Below are 25,987 nucleotides of genomic sequence, written 5' to 3' on the forward strand. Positions count from 1 at the left end.
TCTCATTAACGTCATGATTTTTGTGATGCCGTGTGGGCGGGTGCGACACCATATGACATGCCGCTGCCCCAACTCTTTTTGCTGTTGAATGCTTTTACATCAGCATTAGCCGCAGGCTTATCCTTCGCACTCTGTAAAACCGCCTGAGTACGATCAAACAGCTCCATCCGACCACTATTAAGGAACAGCAAATAGTCACTACCGGTCAATAACTCTGGCTTATGGGTGATCATCACGATGGTGCTACCCTGCTGTTTTAACTGGGTAATGCTATTTAGTAAGGCTTTTTCGCCCTCTTTATCCAGGCTAGCGTTGGGTTCATCCAGCACAATAAGCCGTGGCATACCGTACATGGCGCGCGCCAAAGCAATACGTTGGCGCTGGCCGCCGGATAGCCCTTCGCCATCATCTCCAAGTTGAGTGTCATAGCCTTGCGGCAGATGCAGGATGAGATCGTGTACATCGGCGAGCTGGGCAGCCGCGATCACTTTTTCGGTATCAACTTGACCAAAACGCGAGATATTTTCAGCAATCGATCCACGAAACAGCTGAATATCTTGCGGCAAGTAACCAATGAATGCCCCTAAGTGGGTTTTATCCCATTGAGCAAGATTGACGCTGCCTAAACGAACCGAGCCGCTAAAGGCGGGCTTACATGCTACCAACAACTTTGCCAGGGTGGACTTGCCACTGCCTGATGGCCCTAAAACGCCAAGTACATCACCGGGTTGTAACTCAAAATTGATGGCCTGTAACACAGGTGTATGGGTGCCGGGTTTACAAACAGTCAGTTGCGTCACACTGAGCTTTCCGGTTGGGGGAGGGAGCAGCATGCCTGTTTGTGCGGGGGGATATTGAGCTAACAGATCTGTGAGGCGCAGGTAGGAGAGCCGCGCCTGGCTCCACTGTTTCCAGACGGCAATAAGTTGATCGATGGGGCTTAATACGCGCCCGATTAAAATTGATCCCGCAATCATGACGCCTGCGGTAATTGCACTATCAATAACCAGCAATGCGCCTAGCCCTAGCATCATTGATTGCAGCGCCTGACGGCTAGATTTGGATAGGGCGGTGACCCAACTACTCTTATCACTGGCAATATTTTGCTGATAAAGGAAATGTGAATGCTGCTTTAGCCAGCGCCCACGCAAGGCCTCTAACATCCCCATGGCTTCGATAGAGTCTGCATTACGCAAATTCGCATTTGCTTGCTGGGTAGCTTGTGACGTGATGGTGGATGCTGCTTTCAGTGCCTTTTTACACACTTTCTGGTTTAACCAGGCGAGAAATATCAGTACACAAGCTCCCGCAGTGGCTAATACGCCGAGCCAGGGGTGGAGCAGAAATATCACCAGTAAGTAAAGTGGAAACCAAGGGGCATCAAAAAAAGCAAAGAGTGCATTGCCGGTAGCAAATTGGCGTAAAGCAGTCAGATCATTTAATGCCTGGGCCGCCGGTATTTTATGGCCTGTAAGTTGCGAAGCAAAGGCGGCATTAAACACCCGTTGATTCAGTTGCATATCAATACGTGTTCCCAGACGGATAACAACTGCACTGCGGATCCATTCTAATAAGCCAATAAACACAAATATGCCGAGCACCAAAATAGTGAGCATTAATAATGTCATGGTATTGCTTGAGGCAAGAACGCGATCATAAACTTGCAGCATATAAATTGCCGGTGCCAACATCAGTAAATTTATTACTGCAGTAAATAGTCCGATACCCCAAAGGCTTTTTTTGTGAGCTGCTAGAATAGAGAGAATAACTGGGGAAGCCGACGAAAGGTCGGAGGTCTTGCAAGATTCCATGACGTCCATTTCCATAATGAAAGCAGTGTTGTCATCAAAAAAGCACCAATGACAGATTTGCATTTATCTATCTTATCCAACCACAATACAAGCCACCGCTAATATCTGTATGGAAAATATGGCGGCGAAATTACTTGTCTTACCCTAGGATTATTTTCTAACCACCATCTCAAGCGGCTAGTAATACGTCGCTATCTTCAGCCACACCCACAGTATCAACAATGAGTGTATTGACGGTGATTTCACTGATAGTTTCAAACTGGCTGGCGATAGCCATATCTTTCAGTGGTATATTTATATCAATACCTTTTGCTTGAAGTATTTCCAGTAAAGGATCGGGATTGCCTTGTACCAAGCTGTCAATAATTTTATGAACCTCCCCCTGCTGATTCTCAGCTATTGTTTTGGAAGCATCAAATTCACTGGTAATACTTAATCCACTCAATTTTAATTGTAGCTCATTAAGCTGTTGGCCTATGCCATCAGGGTGGGGGATCAAACCTTCCCCCAGAGCCAAACTATCTAGTTTGCCGTAAAAAATATGTTGCGGCGTATTGGAGTACATTAACTCTCCGCTGAAAATCATCTCAGGGTAATTTTCATCGCTACGGCCTGTATCAACACCAATAAATTCGTAGTCAACCGTATCATTAATATAACAACCACACATTTTGGCTAATTCCTGTGCTTGTTTTGTCTCTGCGGTATCTGCATTTTCAATTATGGTTGTCTCACTTACATCGCCAACTTTCAGTGTTTGGCTATAAGTTGCGAGGGTAGCACTGCCTAATGGAGCATTAAATTGAATAGATATTGTCATAATAATGTCCTTCTTAAGTTGAAAAAACTCATTATTAATGATGAACTATAAGCAGTCAAAATAACTTAATTATGCATTGAGATAAAACATTAACCACCGCCGTAGTTAATATAGTAGAGTACGACGGTGGTATTATTTTACTTAAGCATAGCGTTATTTTATGATTGCGGACTCATTAGGCAGCCATTAACACTTCAGCGCTATCATATGCACCTACAGTTTCAATGATTGGGGCATCAGCCGCCACTTCAGTGTCAGCATACTGGGTGGCAATAGCCATATCCTTAAAGGCGGTATCCACATCAATACCTTTGGCTTTGAGGATTTCCAGCATTGGTTCGGCATCGCCTCTCATTAAGCCATATACCGATTTATGCATTTCACCATCACGATTCTCAGTGGCTGTCTTGGTATTATCAAATTCACCGGAAATATCCACATCGTTAAAGGCCACTTGCAGATCTTCAAGGTGTTTACCTACAGCACCATCAGTGTTAGAGATTAAATTCTTACCAAATTGCATGTTGGTTATCTGACCATGGAAAGTATGTGCCATAAAAGCATAGTTTAAATTACCTTCAACAATCATCCCAATATCAGTGTCGTGCGAACTTCCAATTGAGTATTGAGTACCACTAAAGACAGTGTCACCACCTGCAAACTGACCTCGATCTTTTGTCTCCGCCTGATTCATATCACCAAAAGTCTCGGCCCAGTTGCTAAGATAAGAAGATACGGTATAGTCGGCAAACTCACTGTTATATTGAATTGTTACACTCATAATAATATCCTTTTAATTAATGATTGTTACTCCGAAATAATGGCTTATTAAGCCATTCACTCAATAGGTAAACAATATTATTCACCTAAAGAATTCAAAATCTATATTCAAAGCCACCCTGAATAGTCCGCCCCCGATTCGGGGCAAAAGAGAGTGTGTCTCCATAACTAATCAAATAAGCTCGGTTGGTTATATTTTCTATTGAAGTGCGCAACACTAAATTATTAGTTGCCTGATAGCTGGCATACAAATCAAATATAGTATACTTAGGCCAGTCTGCCACAAAAGCAACATTTGGATACCCATGACTACCAAGCACTGATTTATCTTGATGACCTTTGTTATAACGGATAATAGTGCCAAAATCCAGCTTTTGATCAAATATTCTTCCACCTAAAGTTAAACTCCCTCGGTCACCTGGCAAATAAGCCGAGGAACCAAATAATCCACTTGCCTTATAGCATTCAATAATATTATTAGCTCTATTGTCATCAACAAAATAACGGTGTTTCTGCTTGGTTCTTTGTGATTTCTCTACCCCGCCTAACCAAGCTGTTTTTGAACAAACACTATTTTTACCAATCATTCTGGTATAATTTAAATTAGTATAAAAAAAACCAGCGTCATAGCTTAATTGATATTCCAGCCCGCGAAATTGCGTTTTCAATAAATTATTAATATAGGTTGCATGAGAGAAATCACCACCACCAAATTTTGGCTTCATCTTGGATAATTCCATGCTGGAATAATTGCTTACTTTAGTATTAAAATATGCCACCTTGGCAGCAAAGCGATCTTCATTAATAAACAGGCCTGTTTGTTGAATATTAACCCCCAGCTCCCAGGCTTTAGAGTGCTCTGACGCCAACAACGGATTGGGTAATATCCGGCCATGACCATGCGCGCTGCCCGTGGCCAACATTTCAGTCATTGCTGGTGGCCGCCAGGATTTACCATAAGTACCAAAAAACTCCAACCATGGCGCGCCGGGCTTGATACCGATAGCTGCCGTAGGTGACAGTTGCTGTTCACGGCGATCCACATCCCAACTCATTATTGTCGCTACAGTTGATGAGCATCTTGTAAGCGGTCTTTCAGATTGCTCATCCCGTTTTGGGTCACAAGGTTTCTCAAGGGTATAGTGGTGACGAAAACCTCGGGTATACATCCAGGTATTGCCCTGTAAACGGAATTGATCGTAACGCAGCCCCCCTTCCAGCCGAAACCAATCATCATAATCGTAATTAATTTGGGCAAAGGTACTGGTAATCGCGCGCTTGCCGGGTGGGGTAATCCGATTCACGAGGACCTGATCCGTTCGATTACGCTCTCGTTGGTAGTCATTGGTTGTGTTACCTCTGGAGCGATCACTAAACCACTCCAGGCCATATTTGATGCGCAATTGATGTTGATCGGCGAGGGTAAATAGGCTGGTATTTTGCAGTTGTAAACCCTGGGTGGTTAAACGGGTTTGCGTCCAATAGGCTTTGCGGAAAATAGCATCTGCATTGTGGGTATCGGTTTTATCATCAGTATCGACATAATAGATTTTTGCCGTTGCATCCAGCCAGCCGATATGTTCCGGCTTTAAGCTATAATCTAGCCCAATATTCTTGTTCATCACATCCGATACGCTGCCGCTTAACCAGCCATATTTAAAAGCAGGAGCTGATGTTAGTGACTGGCTCAAATCGATCTGGGTAAGCATACCTGCATTGGGGCTTTCTACTTGTGTTTGCAGGTAGCTGAATACCAGGCGCTGATCAGCGGATAAATTCCACCCTATTTTGGCCAACCGTGAATACATTTTATAGTGAGTAAAATCGACCTTATTACTTTTAATGTCATTGCCTAATTTGCCTTCTTTCTTTCCTCCCATGTGAAGTTCACCGATTACCCCTTTATTCCCCGGCCAGTAATCTTTTAAGTTGCGTTCACTGGCGGCAATTAACAGGTCGCCATATTCATTACCCACCGCCAGCACCGCACTGCCAATAAATTGGGTACCATTATCACCGGTTATCGCGCGAATTTTACCGCCAATCTCTTTTCCCGGTTCGATAAAGTCACTGGCATTAATTGTATTAAAAGTGGCAATTCCCCCAATGGCCCCCGCACCGCCAATACCAGTGCTGGCTCCTTTTTCTATTGTTACATTATTAAGAATTTCTGGATCAATATACATGACACCATTGCGCTGCCCATGGCTGCTTTTCATAAAGTTCTGGCGCATACCATCAATATTCATATTGACGCGACCATAATCTTGCATACCACGGATATTCACTGACAGCCCTGGGTCTTGCTGGCTAAGACTGGAGTAGACCCCCGGTGTTTGCTCTAAGATATCTGCTGTGTGACGTGCTGGGCGGTTATCCATTTGTTCGCGGGATATTTCGCTGACCGAGCGGGTTTCATCATAGACCCAGTCGCCCTCATGAGCATTACTCACTTCTTCTACTTTGAGCTTATCCAGCACCATCTCACTCTGACCAGACGATACCCCTGCGGCTGCCGCCTGGGTGGTTTCAGCCTTAATAGTTTCAGATTTAGCGCTATCTGAATAACCTTGCGCCGTTAGTGCTAAAAATGTACCTAGTGATATTTTACTCATTGAGCTTATTTTTGTTTTTCTCTGTAAAACTATATTATCCATTTATGAGTTTTCATCCTTATTAATACAAATAAAATACACATGCTAATTATTAGCTTAATGACACACACGATAATATTGACAATAGATATTCGCGCCGAATAATAGAAATTATCGGATAATTAGTATGTTGTGGTTTTCTATAAAACCAATAAGTTATTTAATCCACCACAAATGCAGATTAAATTAACTAAAGTAAATAGACTTATTTTATTAGTGGATAAGGTAATATATCTGAGTTATCTCTTCAGTTATTAAAACTGATCTGAACCCTCTAATTCCTTAATGCTAGTATAGGTTTTCCTATAGCGCCACCATTTGATAATGATTATCATAATCATTTGAGGGTATAAACTCAATGGTATTCAAAAATAAAAAAATATGTGCCTGAGAATATTGGTTTTATAGAAAGTTTAAGTAATCTATAAATAAGCGTTGCTGTAACCTTTATTAATTTTTTTCTGAATATAGAGGGTCAAGGAGGGAAAAGAGATAATTAAGGAGCTACAATAAAAAATGGGCCACTGTAAAAGTGACCCATTTTCGATATTAATACCCGGCGAACTAAAACAGCCGTGTTTTGGCCTCAGTAATAGCAGAAGCCACTTGCTGTGGTGAAACCCCACCTTTGGCGACGCGCTTATCCAGGCACGATTGCAGGGCCAGAATCGGATAGACGTCATCGCCAATCACCGCACTGAATTTCTGCAAGTCACTCAGCGGCAAGGCTTCTAATGCTTTGCCCTGACGAATTGCCTCAACCACAGCTTCACCAACAATATGGTGCGCTTCACGGAAAGGTACACCCTTGGCGACCAAATAATCTGCTAATTCAGTGGCATTGGCATAGCCCTGTTCAGCGGCTTCTTTGCAACGCGGGCGTTTTACCTGAATGCCATCCAAGACCAGCGCGGCCATATGCAGGCAGTCGAGCCAGGTATCCAGCGCATCAAACAGCCCTTCTTTGTCTTCCTGCATATCTTTGTTATAAGCCAGAGGCAAACCTTTGAGCGTCATCATCATCCCGGTCAATGCGCCTTGGACTCGGCCACACTTACCACGGATTAATTCTAATGCATCCGGATTTTTCTTTTGCGGCATCAGGGAGGAGCCGGAGGTCACGCGATCAGATAAGTCGACAAACGCCGCTTCGCCACTGTTGAAGAAGATGAGATCTTCTGCAAAACGCGACAGATGCACCATGCCAATGCTGGCATCGGAGAGTAGTTCCAGCACATGGTCACGGTCAGACACACTATCGAGACTGTTGCGGGTCGCAGAGGCAAAACCTAACCAGCCCGCCAGTTGTTCGCGGTCGATGGCATACGCCGTACCTGCCAATGCGCCACTGCCTAATGGGCTGACATCCAGGCGATTTAGGGTATCTTGCAGGCGACTTTCATCACGAGCCAGCATTTCAACGTAGGCCAGACACCAGTGTGCGAAGGTCACCGGTTGGGCGCGTTGCAAGTGGGTATAACCCGGCATCACCGCATCCTGGTTGGCTTCAGCGGTGATAACCAGTGCTTGCTGTAGCTGCTGAACCGCAGTTTTTAATTCAGTTATCTGGAATTTGCACCACAATTTTAGATCAGTCGCGACCTGATCGTTACGGCTACGTCCAGTGTGCAATTTTTTGCCTAAATCGCCCACTTTATCAATCAGTTTGGTTTCTACCCAGCTGTGGATATCTTCCGCATCACTGGTTAAAATGGCCTGTGGATCGGCCTGCACCTCTTCCAGTAAAACAGAGAGCGCCTGCTCAAGTTGCTGCTGCTCGGCCGCTGTTAATATCCCAACCGTGACCAGTGCTTTCGACCAGGCAACAGAACCTATAATATCCTGCTCTGCCAGTCGGTAATCAAACCGCAGGGAATCATTGAACTGCTTAAAACGCTGATCTGCTGCCTGACTAAACCGTCCGCCCCACAATGCCATAATCTTGCTTCCCTAAGTTCTGAATAAAATCGTTTTGATATAGAAATTTATAATAGCCTGTTACGCCAGAATACGTGTACCAATTGGTACGCCGTTAAACAGTGCTGGCAGTTGATCAGCATGACGCCAGCTGGCGATATCCACCGGGCGGCCCAATGAACGTGCCGCATCCAGCGCAGCATTTACTTTGACAATCATGCCATCAGTAATAATGCCTTGAGCAATTAATTGCTCAGCTTTCTGTGCCGTCATTTCAGCAATTCGCTGGCCTTTGCCATCCAGAATGCCGCTCACATCAGACAGCAAAATCAGATCCGCCCCCAGTGTTGCCGCCAGTGCGGTTGCAGCCTGATCGGCATTCACATTCATCAGTTTGCCGTCTACGGTAATACCAATTGAGCTGATGATTGGCATGTAATCTGCTGCCAACAAGGTTTGCACCAAAGCCGGTGAGCCAGGTTGCGCTTTACCCACATGCCCCAATTCGGCATCCAGCGGTGTGACCGAAACCGTATTGCCATCACCCAGACACAGGCCAACAGCATTTATCTGGTGTTTTACCGCCCAGGAGAGCAGCGTTTTGTTGGCGGTGCCTGCCAATGCGCCAGTGATAATATCAATCTGGTCAGCCGGAGTAACACGCAGGCCGTTTTTCTTCACCACCGGCAGTGCGAGTTTTTTCATCAGGTCATCAACCAAACAGCCACCACCGTGCATAATCACAAGCGGGCGCTCATGCTTCTCACGATAGGTCACTAATGCAGTAAACAGGCGTTCCAGCGCTTCTTCGCTGTCCAGCAACACGCCACCTAATTTAATGACCAACGGGTTCATCATGTTTCGCCTCAATATAATTGGATAAAGTATCTGTTTCTGCCCATTTTGGCTCGGTTACCACCCCTTGGTGACTCACAATAGGGACTGGGTTTCCGTAAAGCCAAAACGGATATTCATGCATTGAACCGCCTGCGCCGCCGCGCCTTTCAGCAGGTTATCTTCTGTCGCGACAATGATTAAATGCTCGCCCTGTACAGAGAAACCAATATCACAGAAAGGCAGGCCGACCACGGCTTTTAGTGCCGGCACGCCTTGCTGATATAACCGCACCAGCGGCTTATCTTGATACGCGTTGTGGTACGCCTCGGCGATATCTTCTGCCGTGATACCAACTTTCAGGCGGCAAGTGATGGTCGCCAAAATGCCGCGCGCGAAATTCCCCAAGTGCGGGGTGAAAATCACCGGTGTACCGAGGTGGGCGACAATCTCAGGCTGATGACGATGGTTAAACAAGCCGTACGGCTGCAAACTCACTTCGCAAAAACTGTTGCCCATGCTGGCTTTACGCCCTGCACCGCTGACGCCACTGACGGCGTTAATCACCGGCCACTGTGCTTCATTCAACAAACCGCCATCGACCAACGGCTTCAGCGCCAGTTGTGAGGCGGTTGGATAGCAGCCTGGGACGGCAATCAATTGCGCCTGTTTGATCTCTTCGGCCTGCCATTCAGCCAGCCCATATACCGCTTTGTCCAGCCAATCAGCGTGCTGATGTTCAAAACCGTAATATTGAGTGTAAAACGCGGCATCCTGAACCCGGTATGCACCAGAGAGATCAAACACCACACAGCCCGCAGCTAAAAATTGCGGTGCCAAATCATGGCTGACTTCATGGGCGGTGGCGAGGAACACCACATCAACACCTTTTGCCGCCTGAGCCACATCCACCAAGGGTTGCAGCGGAAGATTAATGATGCCTTTCAGTTGCGGATGCAGCTCAGAAAGTAATTTTCCTGCATCTGCACTTTGCGCTGAAACCGCTAAAGCGGTTATGTTCATATGTGGATGACGATTGAGGTAAGCCGTAAGCTCCGCTCCGGCATAGCCGCTGGCACCAACAATTAGCGTATTTAGCATGGGTTCAGTTCACCTTGCCCTTCTGACTTGAAGTGGCTGCGGGACTCGCTCGTTTGCCCGCAAGCTGCCACATCAAGTACTTTGGGTATAAAATTTAATCGGGTATAAAGACATAAGTAGTCAAAACCGGCATTTAGGTGATCAGCAAGGTTTTACTGTTCCCTAGGTGATTGAGCATTGACATTTTCGTAAATTTAAGGGTCTTTTTAGGTTCCCTTACGCTTAAGCTTAATGTATTTTTATTCATAATTATTGCATGAATATTGATACTATCCTAACCAAAGGCTGTCAACAGTGAAGATGAAATTACCTCCATTTATTGAGCTGTATCGGGCGTTAATCGCCACGCCATCGATCAGCGCGACCGATAGCGCCCTCGATCAAAGCAATGAGGCGTTAATCAACTTACTGGCCGGATGGTTTGCTGATTTGGGTTTTCGTATAGAAATCCAACCAGTACCCGATACACGCCACAAATTTAACCTGCTCGCCTCTATTGGTGAAAAAAGTAGCGGCGAAGGCAGTGGCGGATTACTGCTCGCCGGTCATACCGATACTGTACCTTACGATGAGGGGCGTTGGACCCGTGATCCCTTCACGCTGACCGAACACGACAACAAGTTATATGGTTTGGGCACTGCCGATATGAAAGGCTTTTTTGCCTTTATTCTGGATGCAGTACGCGATATCGATGCCAGCCAACTGAGTAAACCGCTCTATATCCTGGCGACCGCCGATGAAGAGACCACCATGGCAGGCGCGCGCTACTTTGCCGCCTCTACCCAGTTGCGCCCTGATTTTGCCATTATTGGCGAACCCACCTCATTGCAACCGGTGCGGGCGCACAAAGGGCATATTTCCAGCGCCATCCGCATTACCGGCCAGTCCGGTCATTCCAGTGATCCGGCGCGTGGCGTCAATGCCATTGATTTGATGCATGAATCCATTACCGAGCTAATGAAGCTGCGCACCACACTGCAAGAGCGTTATCACAATCCGGCATTCACCATCCCTTATCCGACGATGAATTTCGGTCATATCAATGGCGGTGATGCAGCAAACCGTATCTGTGCTTGCTGTGAATTACATATGGATATTCGCCCGTTGCCGGGTCTGACATTAAGTGATCTGGATGAATTGATGACCGAAGCGCTAGCGCCGGTAAGCCAACGCTGGCCGGGCCGCCTAAGCATTGATGAGCTGCATCCGCCAATCCCTGGCTATGAATGCCCAACAGATCACCATATGGTGGGAGTTATCGAAAAATTGTTGGGTGAGCGCACAGCGGTGGTGAACTACTGCACCGAAGCGCCATTTATCCAGCAAGTTTGCCCAACATTAGTATTGGGACCAGGTTCGATCAATCAAGCCCACCAGCCGGATGAGTTTATTGATATGGCCTTTATCGAGCCAACTCGCGAGCTGATTGGTCAGTTAGTTGACCATTTCTGCCAGCAGAAATAACCACTATGGGGTAGGCGGATCAATATTGTCCATAAGCCAGACTGATAACCTAGCTTTGGTAATTAAATTTCAGAAATATCCCTAAAATTGATGTTTTTTTGCTGAAAATAGTGTCAATTGGGGTATGGAATTGAACGTGGCGAGTGGGTTTGTCCATCTCTGCCTTTTGGATGAAACTAATTTACAAAAAGCAATCGTATACCCTATAGATTTCAGGATGCAGGAAGGCGGCAAACGAGAGAGTCCCGATGAGCTTACATCGGTAAGTGATTCGGGTGAGCAAGAGCAGCCAACACACCTGCAGTTTGAAAGATGACGGGTATACAGGTCAGGGGTCATATGAACGAACAATATTCCGCAATGCGAAGTAACGTCAGTATGCTCGGCAAACTACTCGGGGAAACTATCAAGGAAGCGCTCGGCGAGCATATTCTTGATCGGGTAGAAACCATTCGTAAGTTATCTAAATCTTCGCGTGCTGGTAATGAGGCGAGCCGTCAGGAACTGCTGACGACGCTGCAAAATCTGTCCAACGACGAGTTACTGCCGGTAGCCCGTGCTTTTAGCCAATTCCTCAATTTGACCAATACGGCGGAGCAATACCACAGTATTTCGCCACACGGTGAAGCGGCAAGTAACCCGGAAGCCCTGGCCCAACTGTTCACCCGCTTAAAAGACAAAAAGCTGAGCGAGCAAGATATGCGCAGCGCGGTTGATGATTTATCCATCGAACTGGTGCTGACCGCTCACCCAACCGAAATTACCCGCCGTACTTTGATCCATAAACTGGTGGAAGTGAATACCTGCCTGAGCCAGCTGGATCACAATGATTTAGCCGATTACGAACGCAATAAGATCATGCGTCGTTTGCGGCAGTTGGTTGCACAATCATGGCATACCGACGAAATTCGTAAAATTCGCCCCTCCCCAGTGGATGAAGCCAAATGGGGCTTTGCGGTGGTTGAAAACAGCCTATGGGAAGGTGTTCCCGCTTTCTTGCGCGAATTTAACGAGCAGTTGCAAAACTCCCTCGATTACCGCTTGCCGGTTGAAGCCGTGCCGATCCGCTTTACTTCATGGATGGGCGGCGACCGCGACGGTAACCCGAATGTGACCGCTGAAATCACCCGCCATGTGCTGCTGCTGAGCCGCTGGAAGGCCACCGATCTGTTCCTGCGTGATATTCAGGTGCTGGTGTCAGAGCTGTCAATGTCGGAGTGCACCCCGGAACTGCGTGAGCTGGCCGGTGGCGACGAAGTGCCGGAACCTTATCGCGAGCTGATGAAGCGCGTCCGTACTCAGTTGACCAATACCCAAGCCTATCTGGAAAAACGCCTGAAAGGCGAGCGTGTCTTGCCGCCGACTGATTTGCTGGTCAGTAATGATCAACTGTGGGACCCACTCTACGCCTGCTACCAATCGCTGAAAGCCTGCGGCATGGAGATTATCGCTAACGGCCAGTTGCTCGATACCCTGCGCCGTGTCCGCTGCTTTGGCGTGCCATTGGTGCGCATCGATGTGCGCCAGGAAAGTACCCGCCACACCGATGCCATTGCGGAGTTAACCCGCTATCTGGGCCTCGGCGATTATGAGAGCTGGTCTGAAGCTGACAAACAGGCCTTCCTGATCCGCGAATTGAACTCTAAGCGCCCACTGGTCCCGCTGAAATGGGAGCCGAGCGCCGACACCCAGGAAGTGCTGGAGACCTGTCGGGTGATTGCTGAGGCACCAGAAGGCTCCATCGCTGCCTATGTTATCTCCATGGCGAAAGTGCCATCGGATGTGCTGGCGGTGCATTTGCTGCTGAAAGAAGCGGGTTGTCCGTTCACCCTGCCGGTGGCTCCACTATTCGAAACCCTTGATGACCTGAACAACGCTGACGACGTGATGACACAGCTGTTGAACATCGACTGGTATCGCGGCCTGATCCAAGGCAAGCAGATGGTGATGATTGGCTATTCTGATTCGGCGAAAGATGCCGGTGTGATGGCGGCGTCTTGGGCGCAATATCGTGCTCAGGATTCATTGATCAAAACCTGCGAGAAAGCGGGGATCTCACTGACGCTATTCCATGGCCGTGGCGGCTCTATCGGCCGCGGTGGTGCTCCCGCTCACGCCGCGCTGCTCTCTCAGCCTCCGGGTAGCCTGAAAGGCGGCTTACGTGTGACTGAGCAAGGCGAGATGATCCGCTTTAAGTTTGGTCTGCCAGAAGTCACCATCAGCAGTCTGGCACTGTACGCAGGTGCAATTCTGGAAGCCAATCTGCTGCCACCGCCGGAACCGAAGAGAGAGTGGATTGAGGTGATGGATATTTTGTCGAACGCATCCTGCGATATGTATCGCGGCTATGTGCGCGAAAATCCAGAGTTCGTCCCTTACTTCCGCTCGGCCACGCCAGAGCTGGAATTAGGCAAACTGCCATTGGGTTCACGCCCGGCCAAACGTCGCCCGAATGGCGGTGTAGAGAGCTTACGTGCAATTCCATGGATCTTCGCCTGGACACAAAACCGTCTGATGCTGCCCGCCTGGCTGGGTGCGGGTGCCGGTTTGCAGAAAGCGATTGATGCCGGTAAGCGCGATGCGCTCGCCACCATGTGCCGTGACTGGCCGTTCTTCTCAACCCGCATAGGTATGCTGGAGATGGTGTTCGCCAAAGCCGATTTGTGGTTGGCAGAGTATTACGATCAGCGCCTGGTGGATAAATCCTTGTGGCCGCTGGGTCAGCAACTACGCGATCAGTTGGAAGCGGACATTAAAGTGGTGTTGGCAATTGCCAACGATGATCACTTGATGGCTGATTTGCCGTGGATTGCGGAGTCTATCGCGTTACGTAACGTCTACACCGACCCGCTGAACGTTCTGCAAGCGGAGCTGTTGCATCGGTCGCGCCAGCAAGAGCACCCTGATGCCCGTGTTGAGCAGGCATTGATGGTCACCATCGCGGGTGTCGCGGCGGGGATGCGCAATACCGGCTAGTTTTAGCGGCCAGCTTTCATCAGTGAGTTCGATAATTAGGTCAGTGGGCATGTCATTTGTGCCCACCGACCGCCAATACCTAGATCATCAACACTTACCAGTACTGCTCGCTGGTCATATGCCCTGGTTTGCGGCGCAAGTGTTTACGCATCTCACGTTGTTCCTTCAGCAATTGCTGGGTGTCTCGCACCATTTGCGGGTTACCGCACAGCATCACATGACTATCCTTCGCATCAATGTTTAAGCCAACCGCCGCTTCCAGTGAGCCATTTTCAATCAATGCTGGCACCCTGCCGGTCAACGAACCGGGAGATCGCTCGCGACTCACCACAGTCTGGATACGCAGCTTGCCGTTATAGCGCTGCTCCAGCTGTTGCATCAGTGGCAAGTAGCTGAGATCACGGGTAAAACGTGCCGCATGAACTAACACCACATGCTTGAAACGCTCCAGATCACGCCCCTCCTGCAAGATAGAGAGATAGGGACCAATGGCGGTGCCGGTTGCCAGCATCCATAAGGTGTCGCAATCCGGTATCTCTTCCAGCACGAAGAAGCCCGCCGCCTGCTTGGTCACCATCACTTCGCCGCCCACCACCAATTGGTCTAGCCGTGGGCTGAGCTTTCCTTCCGGCACAGTGACCAGATAGAACTCCAGATTGTCATCGCTCGGTGCATTGACGTAAGAGTAGGCCCGTTGTACCCGCTCGCCATTAATATCTAATGCCAGCTTGGCAAATTGACCGGCGGTAAAGGGATCGACGGGCGCATTGACCCGAATACTGAACAGCGCGTCTGTCCAGTGCTCGACGTGAGTAATCTTGCCACTAACCCATTCAGCCATCGTTATAATTCCCATTAGAAGTAATGCCAAAAGCGCAGGGGATATTTTAGGGGATCTGGCTAAAAAGTATTATCGATTAAATGTTATCGCGCTGTTTTACTTAGCAGATCCACGCCACCACGGTGAATTTGGACACTTTAGTTTACGTGAGTGGTGGATTTATCTGCCAGTCGTCCATTTGGCAATATGTCGTGCTGACTCGCTAAAAAATTCAAATTTGTTAGCTTATGCGCCGATAGTGAGGTGTGCCGCCACAAACGGCACGTATTACGGCTAATTAACGCATTAAGATAATGAAAAAAATAGAGAATTTTCACCTGTTAGTCATGTTGATCCTGCTGGTTGCCGTGGGTCAGATGGCGCAAACGATCTATGTGCCGGTTATCGCGGATATCGCCCGTGATTTATCCGTGCGTACCGGTGTGGTACAGCGTGTCATGGCGGCCTATTTGCTGACCTATGGCTTCTCACAGCTGATTTATGGCCCCCTCTCCGACCGGATTGGCCGTCGCCCCGTGATTCTGGTGGGCATGATGATTTTTATGTTAGGCGCATTGGGGGCGTGGTTGGCCGGTAGTCTGACCATGCTAGTGGCGGCTAGCGCTTTGCAAGGCATGGGGACCGGTGTCGCAGGTGTGATGGCGCGAACCATGCCGCGCGACCTCTATTCCGGCACCGCCTTACGTTACGCCAACAGCATGTTAAACATGGGGATTTTGGTCAGCCCGCTGATGGCTCCGGTGATTGGTGGGGTGCTGGCGAGTCTGTTTGGCTGGCGCGCCTGCTACGCATTTCTGCTGTTTTTATGCGGCGGAGTCGCATTTTGTATGTTCCGTTGGCTGCCGGAAACCCGCCCGCAGCAAACCGAAAAACGGCGAATGTTAGCCAGCTTCCGTCTGTTGCTCTCTGACAGCGCTTTTAGCTGTTATCTGGTGATGCTGATTGGTGCATTGGCGGGGATCGCCGTCTTTGAGGCTAGCGCTGGCGTGTTGATGGGCGGCGTGCTTGGGCTGAGCGGCGTGACCGTCAGTATTCTGTTTATTCTGCCGATCCCAGCGGCATTTTTTGGCGCATGGTATGCCGGTCGCGACGGCAAAACCTTCCACAGTCTGATGTGGCATTCAGTTATCAGCTGCCTGCTGGCAGGGCTGATGATGTGGATCCCAGGCTGGTTTGGCGTAATGAATATCTGGACTCTAGTGATACCGGCGGCGCTATTCTTCTTTGGGGCGGGGATGTTATTCCCACTGGCCACCACCGGCGCGATGGAGCCGTTCCCTTACCTGGCGGGAGCTGCGGGGGCCTTGGTCGGCGGGCTACAGAATGTGGGGTCAGGGCTGGCGACGTGGTTGTCAGCCATGCTACCGCAAACGGGGCAGTTCAGTTTGGGGTTGCTGATGTTCGCCATGGCTATCCTGATTTTGCTCTGTTGGTGGCCGCTATCCCATCGGATGCAACCACAAGAGCATCGCGCTTAACTGATTGAGAATACTGAGACAAAAACGGATGCTGAATGCAGCATCCGTTTTTTACTGAAAATTTATGAGTCGGATTACAGTAAGAATTCGTGCAATGACGGGTCTTTGCGATCCAGGAAATGGGTTGAGCGGATACGGCGAATAGTGCGGGATTTGCCACGGATCAGCAGTGTTTCAGTGGTCGCCATATTCCCTTTGCGATAAATCCCCTCCAACAGGTCACCTTTGGTAATCCCGGTGGCGGAGAAAATGACATTGTCATTGCGCGCCATATCCCCCAGTAACAGAACCTTACCCGCTTCGATCCCCATAGATTTACAGCGTACCAACTCTTGCTCACCAAGGCGGCGGTTATCTTCGCTATCCCCCTTCACTTGATGACGCGGCAACAAACGGCCTTGCATATCACCATCCAATGCACGGATCACCGCAGCAGAAATCACCCCTTCAGGTGCACCGCCGATGCAGTACATCACATCCACTTCGCTTTCTGGCATACAGGTCAAAATCGAGGCTGCCACGTCGCCATCAGGAATGGCGAATACTTTGACGCCGAGTTGCTGCATTTCAGCGATGATGCCGTCATGACGCGGTTTGGCTAGCGTGATCACGGTTAAATCGACCAATGGCTTATTCAGCTTATTGGCCACATTGCGCAGGTTTTGTTCCAGTGACAGGTTAAGGTCGATAGCGCCTTTCGCGGCAGGGCCAACCACCAGCTTTTCCATATACATATCCGGCGCATGTAAAAATGTGCCTTTATCGCCGACGGCCAGCACCGCCAATGCATTGGCCTGCCCCATGGCGGTCATGCGCGTGCCCTCAATGGGGTCAACCGCGATATCAACAGCATCCCCTTGACCCGTACCGACGTGTTCACCGATAAACAGCATCGGTGCTTCATCGATTTCGCCTTCACCGATAACAATCTGCCCATCAATATTGACCTGATTGAGCATAATGCGCATGGCCCGTACAGCAGCGCCGTCGGCAGCATTTTTATCGCCCCGACCCAGCCACTTATAACCTGCCAGCGCGGCAGCTTCGGTAACACGGGAGAACTCGATGGCTAATTCACGTTTCATGGTTAGACCTGTTGATTGCGAAATGGAGGAGTTGTGTATGGGCGGGAATTCTATCACCCTTCGTCCTTGAAGTCGTAGAGCGGTTAGTGGTGCGGCTGTGAGCGCATAAAAAAACGCGCTATCGGGGGGCGATAGCGCGTTGATGACAAAAACACGTTTAGCGTAAAACAGGTGGATCGTTACTCTTCGTGATCTTCCCATGCCTGAGCGCGGGCCACCGCTTTCTTCCAGCCTTTGTAGCGGAAATCACGCTCAGTGGTTTCAATCCCTGGGCGGAATTCGCGCTCAATCGTTGCCTTGCTCTTCACTTCGTCCAGATCATTCCAGAAGCCTGTTGCCAGACCCGCCAGGAATGCCGCACCCAGCGCAGTACTTTCGCGCACGGCCGGGCGCTCAACACGCGTGCCCAGAATATCGGCCTGGAACTGCATCAGGAAGTTGTTCGCCACTGCGCCACCATCTACACGCAGTGACTTCAGGCGTGCGCCGGAATCCGCTTGCATCGCATCCAGTACATCGCGAGTTTGGTAAGCGATAGACTCAAGTGTTGCGCGGATAATGTGGTTACTGTTAACGCCACGGGTCAGACCGAAAATCGCACCACGGGCATACGGGTCCCAATAAGGAGCACCTAAGCCAGTGAAGGCAGGCACTACGTACACGCCGTTGCTGTCTTTCACTTTAGTCGCGAAGTATTCGGAGTCGGTGGCATCACTGATCAGTTTCAGCTCATCACGCAGCCATTGAATAGATGCGCCACCAATAAACACCGCACCTTCCAGTGCATAGTTAACTTCACCACGTGGGCCACAGGCGATAGTGGTTAACAACCCATGATTAGACTGAACCGCTTCTTCACCGGTGTTCATCAGCAGGAAGCAGCCAGTGCCGTAAGTGTTTTTCGCCATGCCTGGTTGCACACAAAGCTGGCCAAACAGAGCCGCTTGTTGATCACCGGCGATCCCAGCGATTGGAATACGCGTCCCGCCTTTACCGCCAATGTTGGTTTGGCCGTAAATTTCTGAGGAGGGGCGAACTTCAGGCAGCATAGCGCGTGGAATGTTCAGCGCCGCCAGCATACGTTCATCCCACTCTTTGGTGCGGATATTAAACATCATGGTACGTGATGCGTTGGTGTAATCCGTAACGTGTACGCGGCCCTGTGTCATGTTCCACACCAGCCAGGTATCCACCGTACCAAACAGCAGCTCGCCACGCTCAGCACGGTCACGCGCGCCCTCCACGTTATCGAGGATCCATTTCACTTTCGTGCCGGAGAAGTAAGGGTCAACCACCAAGCCGGTGTTGTGGCGGATGTACTCTTCCAGCCCCTCTTTTTTCAATTTTTCGCAGATATCGGCAGTGCGGCGACATTGCCAGACAATAGCGTTATACACCGGTTTACCGGTCGCTTTATCCCAAACAATGGTGGTTTCACGTTGGTTGGTGATGCCGATACCGGCTATCTCATCAGAACTGATACCAGCTTTCGCCAGCACTTCAACCAGCGTGGAACTCTGGGTTGCCCAGATCTCCATTGGGTCATGCTCAACCCAACCCGCTTTCGGGTAAATTTGGGTGAATTCGCGCTGAGACACACTCACGATATTAGCATCATGATCCAGTACCACCGCTCTGGAGCTGGTGGTCCCCTGATCAAGCGCAACAATATATTTTTTTTGAGTCGTATTTTCAGTTGTCATAATAAGCTCACATTTTAAGTTGCCGTTTATAGCAGTATCTATTATTTATGCTTTACGTTCTGTGGCGGTGACCGTAGTTTCTTCTTCATCGACTGCACACACATCACATGGCAAGTGGCGGCCAATCAGTGCGCGATAACCAAATGCGCCAAGCAATGCACCTACGATTGGCCCGAAGATTGGCACCAGGAAGTAAGGAATATCACGCCCGCCAGTGAAGGCAATTTCTCCCCAACCTGCCAGATAAGCGAAAACTTTTGGACCAAAGTCACGTGCTGGGTTTAATGCGAAACCTGTCAATGGCCCCATTGATGCACCGATAACGGCGATCAGTATACCAATCAGCAGAGGAGCCAGTGGGCCACGTGGAATACCGTTACCATCGTCAGTCAGCGCCAAAATCAGGCACATCAGAATGGCGGTAATCACGGTTTCAACCAAGAAAGCCTGGAAAACAGAAATGTGTGGGTTTGGATAGGTAGAGAAGATACCCGCCAGATTCAGGCTCTCGGCACTACCGCGAACCATTTGATGGGTTTGTTCAAAATCGACGAACAGGTTGTAGTACAGGCCGTACACTAATGCGGCAGCGCAAAATGCGCCGGCAACCTGCGCCACAATGTAAGGGATAACTTTACGGCGATCAAAGCAGGCGAATAACCACAGTGCGATGGTTACTGCCGGATTAAGGTGTGCACCTGAGATTGCTGCTGTTAAATAGATGGCCATGGCAACACCCAGGCCCCAAATGATACTAATTTCCCATTGCCCGAAACTGGCGCCGGCCAACTTCAACGCAGCAACACAACCTACACCAAAAAAGATTAGCAGACCGGTACCGAGGAACTCTGCGATACACTGGCCCTTCAAGGTCGAACTAGCGGTTTGGCTCATAGTAGATGTCCTACAGACAGAGATTTATAGGGTATTTCTTATTTTTGCCCTTCGGACCGCGAAGGGAGTGATGTAAATTTATCGTTAACGAGCACAAACGAGAAATAGCGAAATCAAAATGTGTGTGGTGCGTCATAAAAATGAGCGATTTCGCGTTATTCATGGCTGTTAAGGGACTTTAAAAGTGTGATCAGACCAGTGGTTTTCTCCCTGCTTGTTAAGAGAATGTAGAGTTTTACAGGATAGCTCACCGCCGTCTTTCAGTTTTTACTGATTTATACTTATACGAAATTGCTACAGAGTGTGGTTTGTGCCCGTATGGCGCTAGACAGGGGGAGACTGGCTACATACAATCGGTTTATCAAGAGCATCGTTTTTATCAAGCTGCGTTGCCTTTATGAAGGAACGCGTTAGAACATAGCGCTTGTTACACTCGTTCGATGAATATATAGCGCGATAAGTATTCACAGCAGTTTCATCTACCGAGGGTTGCTTTAGTCGATACGGGTTATGTCGTGCATAGGGTAACTTCGGTGAAGAATGATGACTGCGACTAAAAGTTGTACGCCTTGCTACCAGAAGGGGACCGAAGAATGTCATTTGAAGTATTTGAGAAATTGGAAGTTAAAGTTCAGCAGGCGATTGATACCATCACTTTATTGCAGATGGAAATTGAAGAGCTGAAAGAGAAAAATAACACCCTGTCCCAAGAAGTTCAGGATGTAGCGGGTGGTCGTGAAGCCTTAGTGCGTGAAAATGAGCAACTAAAGCAAGAGCAGCACGTCTGGCAGGATCGTCTGCGGGCACTGCTGGAAAAGATGGAAGAAGTCTAAGTACTGACTGGCTTGCACAAACTCTTCCTGCTTGAAGTGGCAGGAAAGCAAAAGGGCGATATCAATATCGCCCTTTTTTATGTTTTGCGCTGAGAGATACGTGGAGTGTTATTCAATATCCAAGGGTTCTTCTGACAGAATAATACCGGTGTTGTCAGCGTACAAATGGTCACCGGAGAAGAAGGTTACACCGCCAAAGTTAACGCGGATATCACTCTCGCCAATACCTTCATCGGCAGCACCGACAGGGATAGCGGCCATTGCCTGAATACCGATATCCAACTCAGCCAGTTCATCAACCTGACGGACGGCACCGTAAACGACAATCCCTTCCCACTCGTTTTTCAACGCTAAATCAGCAAGTTCAGCATTGACTAATGCACGGCGCACCGAGCCACCGCCATCAACGACCAGGACACGGCCAAGACCATTCTCTTCAAGCAGGTCAAACAACAAGCCGTTATCTTCGAAACATTTTACAGTAGTAATCTTGCCACCAAATGAAGTACGTCCGCCAAAATTGGAGAACAGTGGTTCTACCACATTTACCTCTTCGTGATAGATATCGCAGAGATCGGAAGTATCATATTTCATAGGATTAACGTCTGGTTGCGGCTGGGATGCTAAGTATATCCCTTTCTGGCTACTGTTGGCAAAATCATCAATTGTTAAATTTGTCCGAGCCGACCTTCGCGCCAGCCCGCCCGGACAAAGAGAGACGCGGGATTAACTGAATACTAAGCCGACAGCAAACAGGATATTGGTCAGTAGTGCAGCTTTTACCATATGTTCGAGCATTGGCCTCATGCCCGCCGCCGTTGGCTCGCGCAGGACAAACAGAGCATGTTTAACCAGCAATGGAACGGCCAGAATAAAGATCCATCCCGCCCAGCTATGCAAATTCAGAGTGCTAAACAGCGCCAGGCAGAAGATAGCGGCGGCGATCAATAGAGCATGATAATAACGTGCGACAACTGGCCCTAATCGCACTGCCAGTGTGTTTTTGCCATTCGCTCTGTCATTTTCGATATCGCGTAAATTATTGATATTGAGTACGGCGGTCGCCAGTAAACCACAGGCGGTGGCTGGCAGCATGACAATGCTGTCAAAGTGCCCGGCCTGAAGGTAGTAAGTCCCGGCGACACTCAGCCAGCCGAAGAACACTAATACTGAAATATCGCCCAGCCCCATATAACCATAGGGTTTAGTACCCACGGTGTAGGTAATGGCAGCCACAATAGCCATCAGCCCGAGCAATAAGAAACCTAAAACGTCACTGGGCTTTTCACAAGCGATGGCGATGAGTGAGATACCGGAAATGACCGTCAGGGTCACGGTGATAATCAGTGCGGCCTTCATCTGGTGGCGGGTAATCATCCCTTTCTGCATACCGCGCAACGGCCCGATACGCTCCTCGGTATCACTGCCTTTAATCGCATCGCCGTAATCATTGGCCAGATTGGACAGAATTTGCAGCAGGCCAGCAGTTAACAAGGCGAGTAAAGCGACGGCGGGTTTAAAACTATCGAGCCAGACAGCCAGTGCTGAGCCAGTGACGATAGAGGCAAAAGCCAGTGGTAGAGTTCGTGGCCGTAGGCTTTCCAGCCAAGCCTGAGTTTGGCTGCTATTGGTTGATAGGCTCATTTTTCGCTTCATTTTATAGGAGTCTGGTCCGCCCATATTGGCGCGTTAAAAAGATTCATGTCTGCCAAGAGTAATATCGTCAGAAATCATGTCATCAAAAACAAGAGTGGGAGGCGATGCCTCCCACTCGATATCTATCGGCGGACCATTTTATCCAGCATAGGGCTATAAAGCGAATTATAGGATAAAACGACTTAGATCTTCATCTGCGACCAGTTCATCCAGATGCTTACCGACATATGCAGCATCAATGGTGATGGATTGACCATGACTTTCGCTAGCGTCATAGGAGATATCCTCCATCAAACGCTCCAACACGGTATGCAAACGACGTGCGCCGATATTCTCGGTGCGTTCGTTAACCTGCCATGCCGCTTCAGCGATTTTGCGGATACCTTCGCGGGTAAACTCAACGGTCACTCCTTCGGTCGCCATTAATGCTTTGTACTGCTCGGTTAACGAGGCACTCGGCTCAGTCAGAATACGCTCGAAATCATCTGTGGTCAGCGCCTGCAACTCTACGCGGATTGGCAAGCGGCCCTGCAATTCCGGGATAAGATCCGACGGGCTGGAGACCTGAAACGCACCGGAGGCAATAAACAGAATATGGTCAGTTTTTACCATGCCGTGCTTGGTTGAAACAGTACAACCTTCCACCAGTGGCAGCAAGTCCCGCTGCACCCCTTCGCGGGACACATCAGGGCCTGACGTCTGGCCGCGCTTACAGATTTTATCGATTTCATCAATGAACACGATCCCGTGTTGCTCCACCGCATCAATCGCCTGCTGCTTCAGCTCTTCCGGGTTAACCAGCTTCGCGCCCTCTTCTTCAATCAGCAGTTTGAATGCATCTTTGATTTTGATTTTGCGCGGTTTTTGTTTCTGACCAGCGATGTTTTGGAACATCGATTGCAGCTGATTGGTCATCTCTTCCATGCCCGGAGGGGCCATAATTTCAACCCCCATCGGCGAGGCCGCCAGATCAATTTCAATCTCTTTGTCATCCAACTGACCTTCACGCAATTTCTTGCGGAAAGCCTGGCGGGTGGCGGATGGCTCTTGAGTTTCATCCGGCTGGCCCCAGTTATTTTTGGCCGGTGGAATGAGCACATCCAGAATGCGCTCTTCGGCTAACTCTTCCGCCCGATAGCGCATTTTCTCAATAGATTGATGACGGACCATTTTTACCGCCGCATCAGTCAGATCGCGGATAATCGAGTCCACTTCCTTACCAACATAGCCAACTTCGGTGAATTTGGTGGCTTCAACTTTGATGAACGGCGCATTAGCCAGTTTTGCCAGACGGCGGGCAATTTCAGTTTTACCGACACCGGTTGGGCCGATCATCAGAATATTTTTAGGGGTAACTTCGTGGCGCAGCTCTTCGTTGAGCTGCATACGACGCCAGCGGTTACGCAGGGCAATCGCCACTGCACGTTTGGCTTTATCTTGGCCGATAATGTAGCTATCAAGTTCGCTGACAATCTCACGTGGGGTCATTTCAGACATGTCACTCTATCCTTACGCTTTGTTCGTTAATAACGCCTGGTACGAATTACTCTGTAGGTTACAAATACCTAGTACGTTAATTCTTCAATGGTTTGGAAGCGGTTGGTATAGATACAAATATCCCCCGCAATGCTCAGTGATTTCTCAACAATATCCCGCGCCCCTAATTCGGTATTTTCTAGCAGCGCACGTGCCGCAGACTGGGCATAAGGCCCGCCGGAACCGATAGCAATCAGATCATCTTCAGGCTGAACAACATCACCATTACCGGTAATGATGAGTGAGGCGGTTTCATCAGCAACAGCCAGCAGTGCCTCGAGCTTGCGTAGCATACGGTCTGTGCGCCAGTCTTTGGCTAACTCAACCGCCGCTTTCGTCAGATGGCCCTGGTGCATCTCCAGTTTACGCTCAAACAATTCAAACAGCGTAAAGGCATCAGCGGTCCCCCCCGCAAAACCCGCAATGACTTTATTGTTATAAAGACGGCGGACTTTTTTAGCATTACCTTTCATTACGGTATTGCCCAGAGTGACCTGGCCATCACCACCGATAACAACATGACCATTACGGCGAACACTTACAATTGTTGTCACGAGCGAACCCTCGTTGCAGACTGAATGGACCCCCATACTGTCATTCAGAAAAACAGTATGGGGTATATTGAGATTATAAATGGGGGAGGATTACTACTTTTCAACCCCCTACAGCGAGGGGAATGCATCCTGATTGACCAGCATCTTTCAAACGCTGCAAGGTTTTATCTGCCGCTGCTTTAGTGCTGTACGGGCCCAACACAACACGATTCCAGCCACCGCCAGCGGTAATACGGCTTTCGATACCACCAAATGCCAATTGGGCGCGAATAGATTCGGCCTGATCGACAGCTTTGAATGATCCACATTGCACCATCCAACGTTGCGCTTTTTCTTTCTCTTTTTCCGGTTTCGGCGGTGTAACTGCCGGTGTCACCGGAGCGACAGACTGGGTACGCGGCGGTGTAGACACCTGTGGCGGTACTTGCGTCTGCGGTTGTACGCGACTCTGCGACTGTGTTGGCGCTTGCGATTGCACCGGCGTGGTCACTTGTCGCGGCGGTGTTAGCGGCTGCTGCATATTGGCCGGCGGTGGTGTGATAGTCACCGCAGAACGTGGCACCGATATCCCTTGGTTATAAGGCACCTCGGACAACTGTGTCGGCTGCTGGCGCATATCCGCCTGCATCTGCTCAAGCAATTGCCGCTGCTCATTCGTCAGCTGAGTCTGGGAATTAACTTCGCCACCCGCAGAAGGCTCGGTGGGTGTCGGTACGCCAATCTGGCGATTTTCCAGCTCTTTAATGTAGCGCCAGCGCTCTTCCGGCTTCGGTGGTAACCCATTACCCGTGCGAGGGTCATGACTGGGCAGCAGCGGAAGCTCACCCGGCTTGTTGTGGGTGATAAAATAGAGGCCACCAACAAATACCACTAACAGCGCGACAGCCAGCGCCACCACGGTTTTAGATATTGCTGGAGCACTGCGTTTCTTCCGGCTGGGGCTTTTGCGCCGCGCTCCTGAGCGCCCTCGGCTTACATAATCTCTCTGTGCCACTATCGTTTCGCTGCGTCGTAATGATGGAATAAGCCCGTCATGTTACTGAACCCCTG

General features: G+C 49.3%; 20 protein-coding genes. 4 read left to right on the top strand and 16 right to left on the bottom strand.

The window, feature by feature from the left end; translation table 11 throughout:
• Positions 1 to 11: 11 nt before the first annotated feature.
• From AACW11_RS10080 to argC, 7 genes are all read right to left on the bottom strand, one after another.
• Entirely contained in the window at positions 12 to 1,826 is a 1,815-nt protein-coding gene (locus AACW11_RS10080; RefSeq protein WP_212586683.1) for a type I secretion system permease/ATPase, read from the bottom strand.
• 154 nt (positions 1,827 to 1,980) lie between these two features.
• The gene (locus AACW11_RS10085) at positions 1,981 to 2,631 is read right to left on the bottom strand and encodes a heme acquisition protein HasA (RefSeq protein WP_212586684.1); all 651 of its coding nucleotides are present in this window, start codon (positions 2,629 to 2,631) and stop codon (positions 1,981 to 1,983) included.
• A gap of 175 nt (positions 2,632 to 2,806) precedes the next feature.
• Positions 2,807 to 3,412: a heme acquisition protein HasA gene (locus tag AACW11_RS10090; protein WP_212586685.1), complete on the bottom strand. Its 606-nt coding sequence runs from the start codon at positions 3,410 to 3,412 to the stop codon at positions 2,807 to 2,809.
• Between the two features lie 94 nt (positions 3,413 to 3,506).
• Positions 3,507 to 6,068 (bottom strand): TonB-dependent hemoglobin/transferrin/lactoferrin family receptor, encoded by a 2,562-nt coding sequence (locus tag AACW11_RS10095; RefSeq protein WP_212586686.1) that lies wholly within the window; start codon positions 6,066 to 6,068, stop codon positions 3,507 to 3,509.
• A 561-nt stretch (positions 6,069 to 6,629) separates the two neighbouring features.
• A complete protein-coding gene (gene argH / locus AACW11_RS10100) occupies positions 6,630 to 8,003 on the bottom strand; it encodes an argininosuccinate lyase (RefSeq protein WP_212586687.1) in 1,374 nt (457 codons plus the stop codon).
• 60 nt (positions 8,004 to 8,063) lie between these two features.
• On the bottom strand, positions 8,064 to 8,837 hold the full coding sequence (gene argB, locus AACW11_RS10105) for an acetylglutamate kinase (RefSeq protein WP_339379054.1): 774 nt from the start codon (positions 8,835 to 8,837) through the stop codon (positions 8,064 to 8,066).
• A 75-nt stretch (positions 8,838 to 8,912) separates the two neighbouring features.
• Positions 8,913 to 9,917: an N-acetyl-gamma-glutamyl-phosphate reductase gene (argC, locus tag AACW11_RS10110; RefSeq protein ID WP_212586689.1), complete on the bottom strand. Its 1,005-nt coding sequence runs from the start codon at positions 9,915 to 9,917 to the stop codon at positions 8,913 to 8,915.
• A gap of 300 nt (positions 9,918 to 10,217) precedes the next feature.
• On the opposite strand from argC, the gene argE reads away from it, so the two are divergent.
• Positions 10,218 to 11,381, top strand: a complete 1,164-nt coding sequence (gene argE / locus AACW11_RS10115; protein ID WP_212586705.1) for an acetylornithine deacetylase — start codon at positions 10,218 to 10,220, stop codon at positions 11,379 to 11,381.
• Positions 11,382 to 11,720: 339 nt separating this feature from the next.
• Positions 11,721 to 14,357, top strand: a complete 2,637-nt coding sequence (gene ppc / locus AACW11_RS10120) for a phosphoenolpyruvate carboxylase (RefSeq protein WP_212586690.1) — start codon at positions 11,721 to 11,723, stop codon at positions 14,355 to 14,357.
• A 94-nt stretch (positions 14,358 to 14,451) separates the two neighbouring features.
• Here ppc and fpr read toward each other — a convergent pair whose 3' ends face one another.
• A complete protein-coding gene (gene fpr / locus AACW11_RS10125) occupies positions 14,452 to 15,198 on the bottom strand; it encodes a ferredoxin--NADP(+) reductase (protein ID WP_212586691.1) in 747 nt (248 codons plus the stop codon).
• A 293-nt stretch (positions 15,199 to 15,491) separates the two neighbouring features.
• Between fpr and emrD the strand changes: the two genes are divergently transcribed.
• The gene (gene emrD / locus AACW11_RS10130; RefSeq protein ID WP_212586692.1) at positions 15,492 to 16,676 is read left to right on the top strand and encodes a multidrug efflux MFS transporter EmrD; all 1,185 of its coding nucleotides are present in this window, start codon (positions 15,492 to 15,494) and stop codon (positions 16,674 to 16,676) included.
• Between the two features lie 74 nt (positions 16,677 to 16,750).
• Here the strand turns inward: emrD and glpX are convergent, their stop codons facing one another.
• The 3 genes from glpX to AACW11_RS10145 all read right to left on the bottom strand — a co-directional run bounded on the left by glpX (position 16,751) and on the right by AACW11_RS10145 (position 20,358).
• Entirely contained in the window at positions 16,751 to 17,761 is a 1,011-nt protein-coding gene (gene glpX, locus AACW11_RS10135) for a class II fructose-bisphosphatase (protein ID WP_212586693.1), read from the bottom strand.
• Positions 17,762 to 17,940: 179 nt separating this feature from the next.
• A complete protein-coding gene (gene glpK / locus AACW11_RS10140) occupies positions 17,941 to 19,464 on the bottom strand; it encodes a glycerol kinase GlpK (protein ID WP_212586694.1) in 1,524 nt (507 codons plus the stop codon).
• Between the two features lie 45 nt (positions 19,465 to 19,509).
• Positions 19,510 to 20,358 carry an MIP/aquaporin family protein gene (locus AACW11_RS10145; protein ID WP_212586695.1) on the bottom strand — a complete coding sequence of 283 codons (849 nt, stop codon included), beginning with the start codon at positions 20,356 to 20,358 and terminating at the stop codon, positions 19,510 to 19,512.
• A gap of 593 nt (positions 20,359 to 20,951) precedes the next feature.
• On the opposite strand from AACW11_RS10145, the gene zapB reads away from it, so the two are divergent.
• Positions 20,952 to 21,191, top strand: coding sequence for a cell division protein ZapB (zapB, locus tag AACW11_RS10150; protein WP_212586696.1), 240 nt, complete (start codon positions 20,952 to 20,954; stop codon positions 21,189 to 21,191).
• Between the two features lie 108 nt (positions 21,192 to 21,299).
• On the opposite strand, the gene rraA is transcribed toward zapB, so the two are convergent.
• The 5 genes from rraA to ftsN form a co-directional block, all read right to left on the bottom strand.
• Positions 21,300 to 21,785: a ribonuclease E activity regulator RraA gene (gene rraA, locus AACW11_RS10155; protein ID WP_025379983.1), complete on the bottom strand. Its 486-nt coding sequence runs from the start codon at positions 21,783 to 21,785 to the stop codon at positions 21,300 to 21,302.
• A gap of 132 nt (positions 21,786 to 21,917) precedes the next feature.
• A complete protein-coding gene (locus AACW11_RS10160) occupies positions 21,918 to 22,835 on the bottom strand; it encodes a 1,4-dihydroxy-2-naphthoate polyprenyltransferase (RefSeq protein WP_005279168.1) in 918 nt (305 codons plus the stop codon).
• 177 nt (positions 22,836 to 23,012) lie between these two features.
• On the bottom strand, positions 23,013 to 24,344 hold the full coding sequence (gene hslU / locus AACW11_RS10165; RefSeq protein WP_004876122.1) for an HslU--HslV peptidase ATPase subunit: 1,332 nt from the start codon (positions 24,342 to 24,344) through the stop codon (positions 23,013 to 23,015).
• Positions 24,345 to 24,412: 68 nt separating this feature from the next.
• Entirely contained in the window at positions 24,413 to 24,937 is a 525-nt protein-coding gene (gene hslV, locus AACW11_RS10170; RefSeq protein WP_004714422.1) for an ATP-dependent protease subunit HslV, read from the bottom strand.
• Positions 24,938 to 25,037: 100 nt separating this feature from the next.
• Positions 25,038 to 25,931: a cell division protein FtsN gene (ftsN, locus tag AACW11_RS10175; protein WP_212586697.1), complete on the bottom strand. Its 894-nt coding sequence runs from the start codon at positions 25,929 to 25,931 to the stop codon at positions 25,038 to 25,040.
• Positions 25,932 to 25,987: the final 56 nt, after the last annotated feature.

This window comes from Yersinia sp. Marseille-Q3913, assembly GCF_963892745.1.
Taxonomy (GTDB): Bacteria; Pseudomonadota; Gammaproteobacteria; order Enterobacterales; family Enterobacteriaceae; genus Yersinia; species Yersinia bercovieri.

Bases quoted from the DNA above. Each gene is read 5' to 3' on its own strand.
- AACW11_RS10145 (WP_212586695.1), bottom strand. From the start codon at position 20,358: ATGAGCCAAACCGCTAGTTCGACCTTGAAGGGCCAGTGTATCGCAGAG.
- hslU (WP_004876122.1), bottom strand. From the start codon at position 24,344: ATGTCTGAAATGACCCCACGTGAGATTGTCAGCGAACTTGATAGCTAC.
- AACW11_RS10095 (WP_212586686.1), bottom strand. From the start codon at position 6,068: ATGGATAATATAGTTTTACAGAGAAAAACAAAAATAAGCTCAATGAGT.
- argB (WP_339379054.1), bottom strand. From the start codon at position 8,837: ATGAACCCGTTGGTCATTAAATTAGGTGGCGTGTTGCTGGACAGCGAA.
- fpr (WP_212586691.1), bottom strand. From the start codon at position 15,198: ATGGCTGAATGGGTTAGTGGCAAGATTACTCACGTCGAGCACTGGACA.
- ppc (WP_212586690.1), top strand. From the start codon at position 11,721: ATGAACGAACAATATTCCGCAATGCGAAGTAACGTCAGTATGCTCGGC.
- argE (WP_212586705.1), top strand. From the start codon at position 10,218: ATGAAATTACCTCCATTTATTGAGCTGTATCGGGCGTTAATCGCCACG.
- emrD (WP_212586692.1), top strand. From the start codon at position 15,492: ATGAAAAAAATAGAGAATTTTCACCTGTTAGTCATGTTGATCCTGCTG.
- AACW11_RS10080 (WP_212586683.1), bottom strand. From the start codon at position 1,826: ATGGAAATGGACGTCATGGAATCTTGCAAGACCTCCGACCTTTCGTCG.
- argC (WP_212586689.1), bottom strand. From the start codon at position 9,917: ATGCTAAATACGCTAATTGTTGGTGCCAGCGGCTATGCCGGAGCGGAG.
- glpK (WP_212586694.1), bottom strand. From the start codon at position 19,464: ATGACAACTGAAAATACGACTCAAAAAAAATATATTGTTGCGCTTGAT.
- argH (WP_212586687.1), bottom strand. From the start codon at position 8,003: ATGGCATTGTGGGGCGGACGGTTTAGTCAGGCAGCAGATCAGCGTTTT.
- glpX (WP_212586693.1), bottom strand. From the start codon at position 17,761: ATGAAACGTGAATTAGCCATCGAGTTCTCCCGTGTTACCGAAGCTGCC.
- AACW11_RS10160 (WP_005279168.1), bottom strand. From the start codon at position 22,835: ATGAGCCTATCAACCAATAGCAGCCAAACTCAGGCTTGGCTGGAAAGC.
- zapB (WP_212586696.1), top strand. From the start codon at position 20,952: ATGTCATTTGAAGTATTTGAGAAATTGGAAGTTAAAGTTCAGCAGGCG.
- AACW11_RS10085 (WP_212586684.1), bottom strand. From the start codon at position 2,631: ATGACAATATCTATTCAATTTAATGCTCCATTAGGCAGTGCTACCCTC.
- rraA (WP_025379983.1), bottom strand. From the start codon at position 21,785: ATGAAATATGATACTTCCGATCTCTGCGATATCTATCACGAAGAGGTA.
- AACW11_RS10090 (WP_212586685.1), bottom strand. From the start codon at position 3,412: ATGAGTGTAACAATTCAATATAACAGTGAGTTTGCCGACTATACCGTA.